This is a genomic window from Stappia albiluteola (assembly GCF_014050225.1).
Classification (GTDB): domain Bacteria; phylum Pseudomonadota; class Alphaproteobacteria; order Rhizobiales; family Stappiaceae; genus Hongsoonwoonella; species Hongsoonwoonella albiluteola.
This window is the reverse complement of the sequence record NZ_JACFXV010000064.1, coordinates 220,581-234,937: the sequence shown is the minus strand read 5'-3', so window position 1 is coordinate 234,937 and position 14,357 is coordinate 220,581. Positions and strand designations below refer to the sequence as shown.

Genomic DNA, 14,357 nt, shown 5'->3' with positions numbered 1-14,357 from the left:
TATCAGCGGGTCGGGACCGGCGTTTCGCCCCGATAGTCGTAGAAGCCGCGCTGCGTCTTGCGGCCGAGCCAGCCAGCCTCGACATATTTCACCAGCAGCGGGCAGGGGCGGTACTTGGAATCCGCCAGCCCCTCGTAGAGCACCTGCATGATCGACAGGCAGGTATCCAGTCCGATGAAGTCGGCGAGCTGCAGCGGGCCCATCGGATGGTTCGCACCGAGCCGCATGGCGGTATCGATGGCTTCCACCGATCCCACGCCCTCATAGAGGGTATAGATCGCCTCGTTGATCATCGGCAGCAGGATGCGGTTGACCATGAATGCCGGGAAATCCTCGGCAACTGCAATGGTCTTGCCGAGATTGGCGACGAATTCGCGGGACTTTTCGAAAGTCTCGTCCTCGGTCGCGATGCCGCGCACCAGCTCCACCAATTCCATCAGCGGCACCGGATTCATGAAGTGAATGCCGATGAAGCGCTCCGGACGGTCGGTGGAAGCGGCAAGACGGGTTATGGAAATCGACGAGGTATTGGTGGAGAGGATCGCCTCGGGCTTCAGCAGCGGGCAGAGTTGGGCGAAGATCTTGCGCTTCACCTGCTCGTTCTCCACCGCGGACTCGATCACCAGATCCACGTCGGCGAGCTGGTCGATGCTGTTGGCAGCCTTGATACGGTCGAGGGCGGCGGTCCGGTCGTCTTCCTTGATGATCCCCTTCGACACCTGGCGCGCCATGTTGCCATTGATCGAGGCAAGGCCCGACTGGATGCGATCCGTCGAGATATCGTTCAAAGCCACGTCATAGCCCGCAAGCGCACAGACATGGGCGATGCCGCTGCCCATTTGGCCCGCGCCAATTACCCCGACCTTCTTGATTTCGACCACCATCGTTTAACCCGGTTCTGTTCTTGGAGCCCGACTTGCTGGCTCTGGAGTGTTTTCCGATCGGATGGTTCCATCCGATCGGAAAACACTCTCACTCGGCTATCATTCGGTTCATTGGGCCTGGGCCGAGACGGAAAACCGGTTCCGGGCGCTCCCCGTTCCTGTACCCGTCCATGTCAGCGAGGCGTTATTCTTCGCAACTTCGTCGCCGAACCGCAAGAACCCCAACAAGCTTTTTTGCAGCGCGAAGATTAACATAGCCCAACGGAAAGGCCCGCCAAGAGGCGGGCCTTCGTTAATTTGTCGCGGTAGAGGCCGGAATATCGGCCTCAGCCCTTGAGCTTTTCGACTTCCGCCTTGAATTCCGGCAGCACTTCGAAGAGATCCGCAACCAGCCCGTAGTCGGCAACCTGGAAGATCGGTGCCTCCTCGTCCTTGTTGATCGCCACGATCACCTTGGAGTCCTTCATGCCGGCCAGGTGCTGGATAGCCCCCGAAATACCACAGGCAATGTAGAGATCCGGGGCCACGACCTTGCCGGTCTGGCCGACCTGCAGGTCGTTCGGCGCATAGCCGGCATCGACTGCGGCGCGCGAGGCGCCGACTGCCGCGCCCAGCGCGTCGGCGACCGGCATCAGCACCTCGTTGAACTTCTCCGACGAACCAAGCGCGCGGCCGCCCGAGATGATGATCTTCGCCGAGGTCAGTTCGGGACGGTCCGACTTGGAAAGCTCCTCGCCCTTGAAGCTGGAAAGCGCGGACGAGGCGGCGTCGACCGTCTCGATGGCCGCCGAACCGCCTTCGCCGGCGGCCGGGAAGGAGGCGGTGCGCACCGTCACGACCTTCTTGGCGTCCTGCGACTTCACCGTCTGGATGGCGTTGCCCGCATAGATCGGGCGCTCGAAGGTCTCGCCATCGAGGACAGCCGTGACGTCGGAGACCTGCATCACGTCGAGCAGGGCGGCGACGCGCGGCATGATGTTCTTGCCGTTGGCCGTGGCCGGAGCGACGAAGGCATCGTAATTGCCGGCAAGCGACACGATGAGATCAGCGGTGGCCTCCGCCAGCTGGTGGGCGACGCCGTCGCCATCCGCCACCAGCACCTTGGCGACGCCGGCAAGCCTGGATGCCGCGTCGGCGGCACCCTTGCAGTCCTTGCCCGCGACGAGGACGTGAACGTCGCCGCCGAGAGCGGCGGCGGCCGTCAGGGCCTTGGCAGTCGCGTCATTGAGAGCGGCACCGGAATGTTCGGCAACAAGAAGCGTGGTCATCGATCGGTTCTCCTTGTCGTCTCTCAAAGCACGCCGGCTTCGGATTTCAGCTTCTGGACGAGTTCGGCCACCGAAGCGACCTTGACGCCCGCCTGGCGCGCCGGCGGCTCCTTGGTCGAGACGACCTGCAGGCGCGGCGTGATGTCGACGCCGTAGCTGTCCGGCGCCTTCTCGTCGATCGGCTTCTTCTTGGCCTTCATGATGTTGGGAAGCGAGGCGTAGCGCGGCTCGTTCAGGCGAAGGTCCGTGGTCACGATCGCCGGCAGCTTGAGCTCGACCGTCTGCAGGCCGCCGTCGACCTCGCGCGTCACCGCGACCGAGCCCTCGCCAACCTCGACCTTCGAGGCGAAGGTGCCCTGCGCCCAGCCGAGAAGTGCTGCGAGCATCTGGCCGGTCTGATTGCAGTCGTCGTCGATCGCCTGCTTGCCGAGAATGACGAGACCCGGCTCTTCCTCGGCAACGATGCCCTTGAGGATCTTGGCGACGGCAAGCGGCTCGGTGGTCGCGTCGGTCTTCACCAGGATGCCGCGGTCGGCGCCCATGGCAAGTCCGGTGCGCAGGGTTTCCTGGGCCTGCTGCGGACCGACGGAAACGACGACGACCTCGCTGGCCTTGCCGGCTTCCTTCAGGCGGATCGCCTCTTCGACGGCGATTTCGTCGAAGGGGTTCATCGACATCTTCACATTGGCGAGGTCGACACCCGATCCGTCGCTCTTGACCCGGACCTTGACGTTGTAATCGATCACCCGCTTCACGGGGACGAGGATCTTCATGAGCTCTTGAACCTCCCGTTCACACGGCAAACAGCATGCCGTGCTTCAGATGGTGGCGACCGGTTGGCGCCGGCATTTGGAAACGGCCAGGGGCATATATCGTCCGGACCGAAACAGCCCGGAAACCGCCCTTCCCGACGATTGGGCGGCGACCGTACTGACGCTAAGGGCAGGTGTCAACGCTGCCCTAAGGTAGGTGTTGTCGCAAATGCGACCTGCCGTCACCCGGCGCTGGCTAAAGACCCCTGTCGAAGAGAGGAACGCCCCGCCTGCGCATGGGAACGATCAGCAGCGCGCCGGCGAGAAAGCCACCGATATGCGCCCACCAGGCCACTCCGCCGCCGACATCGCCGAGGGCCTTTGCGACCTGGAAACCGAACCACGCGACCAGCGCCCAGCTGGCCGGAACGCGCAGGGGAATCCGGCCGAGCGCGAGTACCCAGACTCGGACGCGCGGATGCAGCACCAGATAGGCGCCGATGATGCCGGCGACCGCACCCGATGCCCCGACGATCGGCACGGTGGAACCCGGATCGATCGCCGCCTGCACGAAGCCGGATGCGGCGGCGCACAGGAGGTAGAAGACGGCGAAGCGGCCGTGACCCATCGCGTCCTCGACATTGTCGCCGAAGACCCACAGGAAGATCATGTTGCCGCCAAGGTGAAGCCAGCTTCCATGGAGAAACGCGTAGCTCACGATCGACAGGCTTTCGGGAATGACGGCAAGTTCCGGCGTCAGTTCCCTGAGGTCGAAGAAGACCGCCGGCACCAGTCCGTAGGACAGGGCGGAGGTGGCGAGCAGCGCCGAGGACAGGCCGCCGCCTTCCACCAGAAGGAAGACCGCCACGTTCAGGGCGATGATCCCCCATGTGACATATTGTCGCCGGACGTGGACCAGCGGATTGTGGTCATGCAGGGGGATGAACATCCGGCCTCCCGAAAGTGCCGCTTCAAGGACCTGTGAGGATCAGCGGTTCTTGCCGGGCACCCACAGCACGTCGGCCTTGCCCTGGTCGTTCACCCATCGCGCCGCCACGAAGAAGAAGTCCGATAGCCGGTTCATGTAGATCAGCGCCTGCCGGTTGATGTCCTCCACGCCGGCAAGCTCGGTCATCAGCCGCTCGGCGCGGCGGGAAACCGTACGCGCGTGGTGGAGATGCGCGGCGGCGGCCGAACCGCCCGGCAGCACGAAGGATCGCAAAGGTTCCAGATCCGCGTTAAAGTGGTCGATCGCCGCCTCGATTGCCTTGACCTGAGCTTCCGTCACCCTGAGAGGTTCGTAGCCCAGATCCTCGCCGGTTTCGGGCGTCGCGAGGTCGGCGCCGAGATCGAAAAGGTCGTTCTGGATGCGGCCAAGCACCTCATCCAGCTCGGGAAAGTCCTTGCCGGTTGCCAGCCGGACAAGGCCAAGGACGGAATTGGTCTCGTCCACCGTTCCATAGGCCTGGACGCGAAGGTCGTGCTTGGGCCGCCGCTCGCCGCTGCCCAGCGCCGTCGTGCCGGCATCGCCCGTCTTGGTGTAGATCTTGTTCAGAATGACCATATCCGCCTCGCTTCTGCCGGGGATTGTCGGATCAGGGCCGCACCCCCATGAAATAAAGCGCGGTCATGATGACGATAATGGCGAAGAACTGCAGCCCCACGCGCCAGCGCATCAGGCTCTGAGAACGCGACGAGGAGCCGCCGCGGAACATGTTCCAAAGCCCCAGCAGCAGCACCACCGCGACCGCGCCGACGGCGACGGGCACCAGGTTGTAGAAGAAGTCGCCCAAGAATTTTCTCCAATCTCACATTCGATACGGCATCGGTCAGCGGGCCTTTTCCTCCGCTCCGGACGCTCGCGCAAGGACGCTGTCCAGCGCCCGCGTGGAAAGCAGGCGGCGCGCCAGCGCCATGACCTTGGTCGGCGTCGTCACCCGGTAGCGGGCCCGGGGCTTCGGGTCTTCCAGCGCGTGGATGAGCTCCCTGACCACCGCCTCGGGCGGCAGCTTGAAAGGCGAGGGTTCGCCGCCCGCCATGCGCTTCAGCCGCCTTTCGTAGACCTTGCGATAGGGCGAACTTTCCATGCCGGCCTTGCCGATCACGCGATGGAAATTCGCCATGGCGTTTTCGGTGAAGCGGGTGGCGATAGGCCCGGGCTCGATCAGCGAGACATGGATGCCGGTGCCGGCCAGTTCCATCCGTAACGTGTCCGAATAGCCTTCGAGTGCGAATTTCGACGCGTTGTAGGCGCCGCGATAGGGCATGGCGATGAAACCCAGGATCGACGAACACTGCACGATCCGCCCCTGGCCGGCCCGGCGCATCGCCGGAAGCACCCGCCGCGTCAGGTCGTGCCAGCCGATGAAATTCGCCTCGAAAAGCTCGCGCATCGCGCTGGTGGGCATGTCTTCCAGCGCGCCGGGAATGGCATAGGCGCCGTTGTTGAAGAGCGCATCGATCCGCCCTCCCGTGCGCTCCAGAACGGCGGCGACGGCCATTTCGATCGAGTCTTCGTCCTCGTAGTCGAGGCGATGGCTCTCGAAGCCTTCCGCCCGCAACCTTTCGACATCCGCTTCCTTGCGCGCGGTAGGAAACACCCACCAGTCCCTGCCGCGCAGGGCATGCGCCGCCGCGTAGCCGATACCCGACGAGCAGCCCGTGATCAGCACCACTTTCTGCGGCCGTTCGGCAAGACCTCGTGCGCCGCCTTCGCCTTGTGACTTGGACTGCGCGCTCAAATCGGATGACCTGCCAGTAGCTTCGGCGTTTCGCCGGTCAGGCCCGCGGCCTGGCGGATGAAAAAGCGCTTCAGGCCGGGCAGGCGGTCCACTAGCCCCAGGCCGACGTCGCGCACAGCGCGAACCGCATCGATGTCATTGGAGAACAGCCGGTTCAGCACATCCGTCACAACGCCCATGCGGAACGTGTCGAAGCGTCGCCAGCGCTCGTAGCGTTCCAGCACGTCGAGCGCGCCGATATCCTGACCCAGGCGGCGCGCCTCGATCAGCACCTGCGCCAGTGCCGCCACGTCCTTGAAGCCGAGATTGAGGCCCTGGCCCGAGATCGGATGGATGCCGTGCGCCGCATCGCCGGCCAGCGCCACACGGGGGCGCACGAAGGAGCGGGCGAGCGTCAGGCCCAGCGGATAGGCATGGCGGGGACCGGCGAGCTCCAGGCGGCCGAGATGGCGGCCAAAGCGGCGCTCGAGTTCCAGTTCGAAGGTGAAATCGTCGCCGGCGACGAGCTTTTCCGCCTCCGTCCGGCTTTCGGACCACACGAGCGACGAACGGTTGCCGGTCAGCGGGAGGATGGCGAAAGGGCCGGAAGGCAGGAAATGCTCCTCGGCGCGGCCATGATGCGGCCGCTCATGCGCGACCGTGGTCACGATGCCCGCCTGATCGTAGTCCCACCTCACGGTCTGGATGCCGGCAAGCGACCGCAGGCGCGAGCGAACGCCATCGGCGGCGACCAGCAGCTTTGCCCGTCGTTTCGCACCCGACTCCATCCTGACGTCGACGCCCGTTCCGTCCACGTGGAAATCGGCGACCGCATCGGGTGCCAGAAGCTCGACGCCAAGCGCTTCCGCCCGCTTGAGCAGGTTCTCCACCATCACGCCGTTCGGAACCATGTGGGCGAAAGGTTCGCCCGGAGCGACCTCTCCCTCGAAGGTGAGAAACACCGGCCGAACCGCATCACGCAGGCGTGAATCCGTCACAACCATGGATGTGATCGGCTGGGCCTGCGGCACAATCGCATCCCAGACGCCGAGCCGATCGAGCATCCGGCTGGCGGCGGAAATGATGGCGGAGGCGCGCGGATCCTTTACCATAACCTCGCGCGGCCGCAGGTCGACCACCGCGACTTTCAGGGACGGATCGGCCTGCTTCAGCGCCACGGCGAGGCACAGGCCAACATAGCCGCCGCCTCCGATCGCCACATCGAGGCCTTCGTCTTCACCTGGTGTTGCGGCGCGCGCCATTGCGCCCTCCCGTCATCTCGCTGTTTCGCATCCGTTTATAGTGAGGTGGCGCCGTCAATGCCACGCCCTTGACAGGCGCGCGCTGCGCCGCACATCACTGTGGCCAACAAGAACGCAGAAACCGTTGCTCCGCGCCGGCGGGGCCAGAACGACGAAAGGCCCGCCATGTCGGCAGTGGACAGCCTGCTTGAGATCCTCGACCTTGAGGTTCTGGAACACAACCTCTTTCGCGGCATGAGCCCGCAGGTCGGCTGGCAGCGGGTCTTCGGCGGCCAGGTGATCGGTCAGGCGCTGGTGGCCGCCTCGCGCACGGTGGAGGACAGTCGGCCCGTCCATTCCCTGCACGGCTACTTCCTGCGACCCGGCGATCCGTCCGTGCCGATCGTCTACGAGGTGGACCGCATCCGCGACGGCGGCAGCTTCACCACGCGGCGCGTCGTGGCGATCCAGCACGGACAGGCGATCTTCTCCATGTCCGCCTCCTTCCACCAGCGCGAGGAAGGCCTCGATCACCAGATCGACATGGGTGAGGTGCCGATGCCCGAAGATCTGCCGAGCGAGGCGGAGCTGAAGGAGAAATTCCTTGCCGTGGCCCCCGAAAACGTCAAGCGCTACTGGCAGCGCGAACGGCCCGTGGAACTCAAGCCGGTCGATCTCACCCACTATTTCAGCCGGGAAAAGCTGGAGCCGCGGCAGGCCGTCTGGGTAAGGGCGAGCGCCCGGCTCCCCGACGAAGCGCGCATCCACTCCTGCGTGCTGGCCTATGCCTCCGACATGACGCTGCTAGATACCGCGCTTTTCGCTCACGGCACCAGCGTCTTCGATCCGCGCCTGCAGGTGGCGAGCCTAGACCACGCGCTCTGGTTCCACCGCCCCTTCCGCGCCGACGAATGGCTGCTTTATGCCGAGGACAGTCCCTCGGCCTCAGGCGGACGCGGCTTCACCCGCGGCTCGCTCTACACCCGCGAGGGCGTCCTTGTGGCCTCGGTGGCGCAGGAGGGCCTGATCCGGGTCAAGCGCCCGAAGAATGAGGGCTGAAGGCCGGACTCACCTTCATCCGAACTTGCCGGAAAAGCCCCCGATAGCCAGCGGGTTGTCCGTCATCGCCTTCTTGTCGGGCGTATCGGGTGCAAGCCCGCCGGTAAAGGCATCGAACATGCGCCGAACGAAGCCCTCCGGCATATCCCTGGTGATGAAGACGAGCCGCGTGCGGTGATCGTCGTCCGGCCAGGCCGGCAGGGTGGCGGGCGGGTGGAAGACATGCTGCACGCCGTGGATGACGACCGGGCGGTCGGGGTCCTCGGCGATCTGCACCACGCCCTTCACCCGGAGCAGTTTCGGCCCGTGCGCCGACCGGAGAAGATCGACGAACATTTCCAGCCCAGCCGCCGAGATCGGCCGCGAAGTGGCCAGCGTGAAGGCGCGGATGTGATCGTCGTGCCGATTGATGTCGTGGTGATGATGACCGTGATCGTGCCCGTGGTGATGGTGCCCTGAGTGGTGCCCTGAGCGGTGATCGTGGTGGCCGTGACCATGGGCCTCGGCGGTGCGATCGCGATAGGCCTCCTCGTTCAGCCAGCGGCGGACATCGGGGATCTTCGACGCCGGGTCGTAGAGCCCGCTGCCCATCAGCGATGTTGCCGTTGCCTCGCCGCGCGCCGCATCGAGTTTCAGGGCCCCGGGATTGAGCGAGGCGACGCGTTCCCTGAGCGCCGAAAAACCGGCCTCCATCTCGGGGCCGTCGATCAGGTCGGATTTGGTGAAGACGATGCGGTCGGCGACCGCCACCTGCTTTACAGCTTCCTCATGGGCGTCCAGCGTTGCCGCGCCATTGACCGCATCGACCAGCGTGATGACGCCGTCGAGCCTGTAGCGCAGCATCAGGTAGGGATGCAGCATCACCGTGTGGAGCACGGGTGCCGGATCGGCAAGGCCGGTCGTTTCGATGACCACGCGCTTCAACGCGGAAACCCTGCCATTGTCGAGACCGCGCAGCAAGTCTTCCAGCGTCGAGATCAGGTCGCCGCGGATCGTGCAGCACAGGCAGCCGGAGGAGAGTTCCACGATACCCTCGTCCGAGCGCTCCACCAGCAGGTGATCGATGCCGATTTCACCGAACTCGTTGATGATGACGGCGACATCCGCCATCTCGGGATCGCGCAGCAGGCGATTGAGCAGGGTCGTCTTGCCGGACCCCAGAAATCCCGTGAGGATCGTGACGGGGATCGGCGGTTTCGGGCCGCGCGGGGCGTCAGACATATTCGCTCCGGATACTTTGAGCGCCGCTATTGTTGCGGCTTCACGAGGGGGAAGGGCGTCTTCGGCGAGACCGTGCCCCTGAAAATGGAGCCCGGATTGGCTTCGGACTTGCCGGCGGACGAAATCCCCGGATTGGCGATGGCGCCCGGTGGCACAGCAGGCGCCGCGGCAGGAACCGGCGCCAAGACGGACGCGCCCGCCTGCGCCGGCTTCGGCTCGGGCCGGCCGACGTCGGAGCCTGAATCCCGGACGACCTCCTCCAGCTTCGGCAGGACGGGCGAGCCCAGCGCCACGGCGATCGGATCGGCGGCGTTCACGCGCGGGCCGACGATATCGTCCATGATCCTGCCCCAGTCGACCTTGTTGCCCTTCTTCGGCACGTCGATGTCCTCTTCGTCGCCGTCGGAAGTGGAAACATCGATGCCGGGAATGATGCGGCTGCCCTGGCGATCGTGGTTGCCGCCATAGGACAAAAGTCCCGCCAGCGACGGCTTCCTGGGCGCACCGCCGCCATAGCGGGCCACAAGCTCCTCGGCGTCGAGGCGGGGATTGCTCTTGCAATAGCCATCGGGCGGCGGACTGCCCTCGATCTCCGTCAGCGACGTGATCGAACGTCCGCCGCGCTTGCGGAAACCCTTGTCGATAAGTTCCCTGGAGGCGGCGAGCCTTTCGAGGCCCGATCCCGCGCCGAGGATGACCGCCATCACCGTGCGCCCGCCGCGCGTGGCGGAAACGGCGACATTGTAGCCGGAGTTGCAGATATAGCCGGTCTTCAGACCGTTGGCGCCGGGCACCCGCTGGAGATATTCCCGGTTCGCCGACCGCAGCAGCTTCTTGCCGAAGCGAAAGCCGACATGATTGTAATAGTCGCGATATTCGGGAAACTCGCGCCAAAGCGCCATGGAAATGATGCCGAGATCGCGCGCCGAGGAGAGCTGGCGATTGTCCGGCAGGCCGTGCGGATTGACGAAATGCGTCGCCCTCAGGCCCAGCCGCTGCGCCTCGGCGTTCATCTGGTCGATAAAGGCCTGCTCGGTGCCGCCAACGGATTCGGCGACCGCCACCGCGATATCGTTGGCCGACTTGATCAGCATCATCTTCAGCGCGCTTTCCAGCGTCAGCCGCGTGCCGACCTTGAAGCCCATCTTGCTCGGCGGTTCCGCATTGGCGTTCGCGGAGACGGTGACCGCCGAATTCAATGCCATCCGGCCCTCGCGGATCGCCTTGAAGGCGACATAGGCGGTCATCAGCTTGGTGATGGAAGCCGGATACCAGGGCCGGGTGGCATCCTTCTCGTCCAGCACGTCGCCGGTCTGGGCATCGAGAACGATCCAGGCACCGACATCGGCCCTCGATGGCGCTGACGAAACCGTAGCCGCCGTCAAGGCAAGAAATGCCGGTACAATGACGCTCGCGGATCGGCGCGAAAACTGAAACACCTTAAGAAATCGGAACGGCACGCTATCCTCATGGCCTGGACGAACGGCTGCGCACGGATACTGGCAAAAGCCGGCCGGGAGGCGGCACGGCAGAAGCGGGGCGCCCTCCACATTTACCCGATTGCGGGGGTGCGTTGCAAAACCTTCCGCGGCCCGTATCCTCCAATTGCGGTCCCGGGGGATGCCGCGGAACGTATCCGTTTGGCTAAACATACGAAAGAACAAGGCGGCGCATATGGACGCCACAAGGCAGCATTTGCATAATGCGCGGCCTGTGGAAGGGTTGGCGGAGAGGAGCGCCGGCCGCTTCGGACCGCGCCATTTCAGGAACACGTTGGGAGGAAGTGATGTCGGAAGCCGTATATCCAGTTCCGGCTGAAATCGCCGCAAGGGCGCATGTCGATGCCGCCAGGTATCAGGAGATGTACCAGCGTTCCGTGACAGACCCGGAGGGCTTCTGGGGCGAGCATGGCAAGCGCATCGACTGGATCAAGCCCTATGCCAGGGTCAAGAACACCAGCTACGACCCGCACAACGTGGCAATCAAGTGGTTCGAGGACGGCACGCTCAACGTGTCCGCCAATTGCGTCGACCGCCACCTGGCGACAAGGGGCGATCAGGCGGCCATCATCTGGGAAGGCGACGACCCCAACGAGCACAAGGTGATCACCTACAAGGAGCTGCATCGCGAGGTGAACAAGTTCGCCAACGTGCTGCACGCCTGCGGCGTCAAGAAGGGCGACCGGGTCACCATCTACCTGCCGATGATCCCCGAGGCCGCCTATGCCATGCTGGCCTGCGCCCGCGTCGGCGCGGTGCATTCCATCGTCTTCGGCGGCTTTTCTCCCGACAGCCTCGCCCAGCGCGTCGTTGACTGCGAGTCCAAGGTCATTGTCACCGCCGACGAAGGCCTGCGCGGCGGCCGTCGCGTGCCGCTGAAGGCCAATGTCGACAAGGCGATCGAGAAGATCGCCGTCGACAAGGTCATCGTGGTGCAGCGGACGGGCGGCGACGTCGCCATGTCGGACGGCCGCGACGTCTGGTACCACGAGGAAGCCGACCGCGTCTCCGACCATTGCGCTCCGGTGGAGATGAACGCGGAAGACCCGCTCTTCATCCTCTACACCTCGGGCTCGACCGGCAAACCGAAGGGCGTGCTGCACACCTCCGGCGGCTATCTGGTCTATGCCTCGATGACGCATGAATACGTCTTCGACTACCAGCAAGGCGACGTCTACTGGTGCACCGCGGACGTGGGCTGGGTGACCGGGCACTCCTATATCGTCTACGGTCCGCTAGCCAACGGCGCGACGACGCTGATGTTCGAGGGCATTCCGACCTATCCCTCGCCCGCCCGCTTCTGGGAGGTGATCGACAAGCACAAGGTCAACATCTTCTACACCGCGCCGACGGCGATCCGCTCGCTGATGGGTGCCGGCACCGAGCACGTGAAGAAGACCTCGCGCAAGTCGCTGCGGATCCTCGGCTCCGTCGGCGAGCCGATCAACCCGGAAGCCTGGACCTGGTACCACGAGAATGTCGGCGACGGCCGCTGCCCGATCGTCGATACCTGGTGGCAGACGGAGACCGGCGGCATCCTCATCACGCCGCTGCCGGGCGCGACGCCACTGAAGCCGGGCTCGGCAACCCGCCCCTTCTTCGGCGTGCAGCCGGCGCTGGTCGATGCCGAAGGCAAGCTGCTCGAAGGAGCCGCGGAAGGCAATCTGGTGCTGCTCGACAGCTGGCCGGGCCAGATGCGCACGGTCTATGGCGATCATGAGCGGTTCGTGCAGACCTATTTCTCCACCTATCACGGCATGTATTTCACCGGCGACGGCTGCCGGCGCGATGCCGATGGCTACTACTGGATCACCGGCCGCGTCGACGATGTGATCAACGTGTCTGGTCACCGCATGGGCACGGCTGAGGTGGAATCGGCCCTCGTCGCCCATCCCAAGGTCTCGGAAGCGGCCGTGGTCGGCTATCCGCACGATCTCAAGGGCCAGGGCATCTATGTCTATGTGACGCTGATGGCCGGCGAAGCCCCGACCGAGGACCTGAGGAAGGAATTGCGCGACTGGGTGCGCAAGGAAATCGGCCCGATCGCCTCGCCCGATCTCATCCAGTTCGCGCCCGGCCTGCCGAAGACGCGCTCCGGCAAGATCATGCGCCGCATCCTGCGCAAGATCGCCGAGGACAGCTTCGACAATCTCGGCGACACCTCGACGCTCGCGGACCCGGCCGTCATCGACGACCTCATCGAGAACCGCCAGAACAAGCACTGAGTTTTCCGGAGCAAAAAAGGGCGCGTGACCTATGTCACGCGTCCTTTCTTATTGATCGACCAGCGCCTACAGGGACTACAGGGACAGGAAGATCGACTGGATCTTGTTGGCGATGGTCGTGAAGGCGGCGATCAGCTGCGCGGTCGACTGTGCATCGAAGAAGTAGCCGATACCGGACGAACAATATTTCATCGTGTCCTTGGCCTTCTTGCCCGAGGTCGTTTCGTTGAGGTTGAACGCGATCGAGTAGATCTTGATACCCTTCGCTTTCATCCCGTCGCAGAGCGCCTTTGCCCTGGTCGGGCCCGCAATTGCGGAATCGTCGCTTTCGATCGCTTCCGCCCAACAGTCGTATTTCGGGTACGTATAATAACCAGCGGCACTGCCGTACTGATCGCAGGCATTCGTTTTCCAGGAATATGATGTGTTGAAGACACCATCCGTCATCAGGATGGCAAACTTCAGTGTATCGTCGTCTTCATAGCTTGCCGGAGCGCTGCTGCCGGAAAAAAGCGACGACCAATTCGGTGACAGTGTGAACCAGCCCCAATTGATGCCGGTATGGCCGGCCGTATAAGTGGCGACAGCCATGTTGCTCACGATCTGATCGAGCTTGGCGCGATCCTCGGTCAATGGCTGTAGCAAGGTCGATGGGCACTTGCTGCCGCTCTTGCTCTGCTGGGAGCCGCCGCCGAACTCGCCGACATCGTATTTGCCGTCATTGTCGGTCGAATAGTAGGCATCCGTGTATTTGTTCGGGCCATCCCGCTCAGTGACGCAGCCGGACGTGTTTACGTAGTTGTCCGTGATCTTGTTCGCATTTGTGGTGCTCAGACGAACACCCTGCGCGTAGGGCACCAGGGCGATGCGCACCTTGCTTTCGCTCGGTTCCTTGTCGGTGGGAAGCAGAATATTCAGCAGGGAGGTGACTGCGGTCTTCAGGTCGCCGACATAACTCCTCATCGAACCGGAGAGGTCGAGAACCATGGAGACTTCGACGTCAAAGGAAGAGTAAGTGGACTCCGCCAACGTCCCGACCGTCAGGGTTTGAATACCGGCAATGCGGATGAAATAGGTCGGCACATCCGCCGAACCATCGACGACAAGCTTGCCGTTTGCTGGATCGATCTGTACATGCAACTCGCTCAGTTCGACATCCGAGAACCCCAGGCTGGCTATATTCGCATCGAAGTAGTCGGAGACTTCCTTCTCCACCTGCGCCTGGGTCGCAAGGCTCGTCGAAAGCAGGCGGGCACCCGCGAGGGTCGAGGCGTCCAGAGCCCGGCCGATTGCCGATCGCACCGAAATGGCGCGGCCGAAATCGATGGCCGCCCCCGCCGCCATGAACAGAAGTATGATCGTCAATCCCGCAAGAATGGCGATACTGCCGTTTCGATCGCCAACAAGGCGCCTTAGCAGCGAAAGTAGCGTAGACCTGACTTTGGCAGACATGATTTTCAATCCCGAAGATTGATTTACTGTCCGCTA

At 63.8% G+C, this 14,357-nt stretch carries 13 protein-coding genes; 2 read left to right on the top strand and 11 right to left on the bottom strand.

Features of this window, described 5'->3' with window-relative positions; genetic code table 11:
• Positions 1-2: 2 nt before the first annotated feature.
• The 8 genes from H2509_RS17615 to H2509_RS17580 all read right to left on the bottom strand — a co-directional run bounded on the left by H2509_RS17615 (position 3) and on the right by H2509_RS17580 (position 6,886).
• Positions 3-884 carry a 3-hydroxybutyryl-CoA dehydrogenase gene (locus H2509_RS17615; RefSeq protein WP_182167737.1) on the bottom strand — a complete coding sequence of 294 codons (882 nt, stop codon included), beginning with the start codon at positions 882-884 and terminating at the stop codon, positions 3-5.
• A 326-nt stretch (positions 885-1,210) separates the two neighbouring features.
• On the bottom strand, positions 1,211-2,152 hold the full coding sequence (locus H2509_RS17610) for an electron transfer flavoprotein subunit alpha/FixB family protein (protein ID WP_182167735.1): 942 nt from the start codon (positions 2,150-2,152) through the stop codon (positions 1,211-1,213).
• Positions 2,153-2,175: 23 nt separating this feature from the next.
• Positions 2,176-2,925, bottom strand: coding sequence for an electron transfer flavoprotein subunit beta/FixA family protein (locus H2509_RS17605; RefSeq protein ID WP_182167733.1), 750 nt, complete (start codon positions 2,923-2,925; stop codon positions 2,176-2,178).
• A gap of 235 nt (positions 2,926-3,160) precedes the next feature.
• Positions 3,161-3,853: a rhomboid family intramembrane serine protease gene (locus tag H2509_RS17600; RefSeq protein ID WP_182167731.1), complete on the bottom strand. Its 693-nt coding sequence runs from the start codon at positions 3,851-3,853 to the stop codon at positions 3,161-3,163.
• Positions 3,854-3,892: 39 nt separating this feature from the next.
• On the bottom strand, positions 3,893-4,468 hold the full coding sequence (locus H2509_RS17595; RefSeq protein WP_182167730.1) for a cob(I)yrinic acid a,c-diamide adenosyltransferase: 576 nt from the start codon (positions 4,466-4,468) through the stop codon (positions 3,893-3,895).
• A gap of 31 nt (positions 4,469-4,499) precedes the next feature.
• On the bottom strand, positions 4,500-4,697 hold the full coding sequence (locus tag H2509_RS17590) for a twin transmembrane helix small protein (protein WP_182167728.1): 198 nt from the start codon (positions 4,695-4,697) through the stop codon (positions 4,500-4,502).
• A gap of 36 nt (positions 4,698-4,733) precedes the next feature.
• Positions 4,734-5,645, bottom strand: coding sequence for an SDR family oxidoreductase (locus tag H2509_RS17585; protein ID WP_182167727.1), 912 nt, complete (start codon positions 5,643-5,645; stop codon positions 4,734-4,736).
• The gene (locus tag H2509_RS17580) at positions 5,642-6,886 is read right to left on the bottom strand and encodes a ubiquinone biosynthesis hydroxylase (protein WP_182167725.1); all 1,245 of its coding nucleotides are present in this window, start codon (positions 6,884-6,886) and stop codon (positions 5,642-5,644) included. The genes H2509_RS17585 and H2509_RS17580 overlap by 4 nt, the downstream gene beginning before the upstream one ends.
• A gap of 165 nt (positions 6,887-7,051) precedes the next feature.
• Here H2509_RS17580 and tesB point away from each other — a divergent pair, with 165 nt between their 5' ends.
• On the top strand, positions 7,052-7,924 hold the full coding sequence (gene tesB, locus H2509_RS17575) for an acyl-CoA thioesterase II (RefSeq protein ID WP_182167723.1): 873 nt from the start codon (positions 7,052-7,054) through the stop codon (positions 7,922-7,924).
• A gap of 15 nt (positions 7,925-7,939) precedes the next feature.
• Here tesB and H2509_RS17570 read toward each other — a convergent pair whose 3' ends face one another.
• Both H2509_RS17570 and H2509_RS17565 read right to left on the bottom strand, forming a co-directional pair.
• Positions 7,940-9,145 (bottom strand): CobW family GTP-binding protein, encoded by a 1,206-nt coding sequence (locus H2509_RS17570; RefSeq protein ID WP_182167722.1) that lies wholly within the window; start codon positions 9,143-9,145, stop codon positions 7,940-7,942.
• Positions 9,146-9,171: 26 nt separating this feature from the next.
• Positions 9,172-10,530 carry a D-alanyl-D-alanine carboxypeptidase family protein gene (locus H2509_RS17565; protein ID WP_209002029.1) on the bottom strand — a complete coding sequence of 453 codons (1,359 nt, stop codon included), beginning with the start codon at positions 10,528-10,530 and terminating at the stop codon, positions 9,172-9,174.
• A 401-nt stretch (positions 10,531-10,931) separates the two neighbouring features.
• Here H2509_RS17565 and acs point away from each other — a divergent pair, with 401 nt between their 5' ends.
• Entirely contained in the window at positions 10,932-12,869 is a 1,938-nt protein-coding gene (gene acs, locus H2509_RS17560; protein WP_182167719.1) for an acetate--CoA ligase, read from the top strand.
• A gap of 75 nt (positions 12,870-12,944) precedes the next feature.
• Here acs and H2509_RS17555 read toward each other — a convergent pair whose 3' ends face one another.
• Positions 12,945-14,321, bottom strand: coding sequence for a TadE/TadG family type IV pilus assembly protein (locus H2509_RS17555; protein ID WP_182167714.1), 1,377 nt, complete (start codon positions 14,319-14,321; stop codon positions 12,945-12,947).
• Positions 14,322-14,357: the final 36 nt, after the last annotated feature.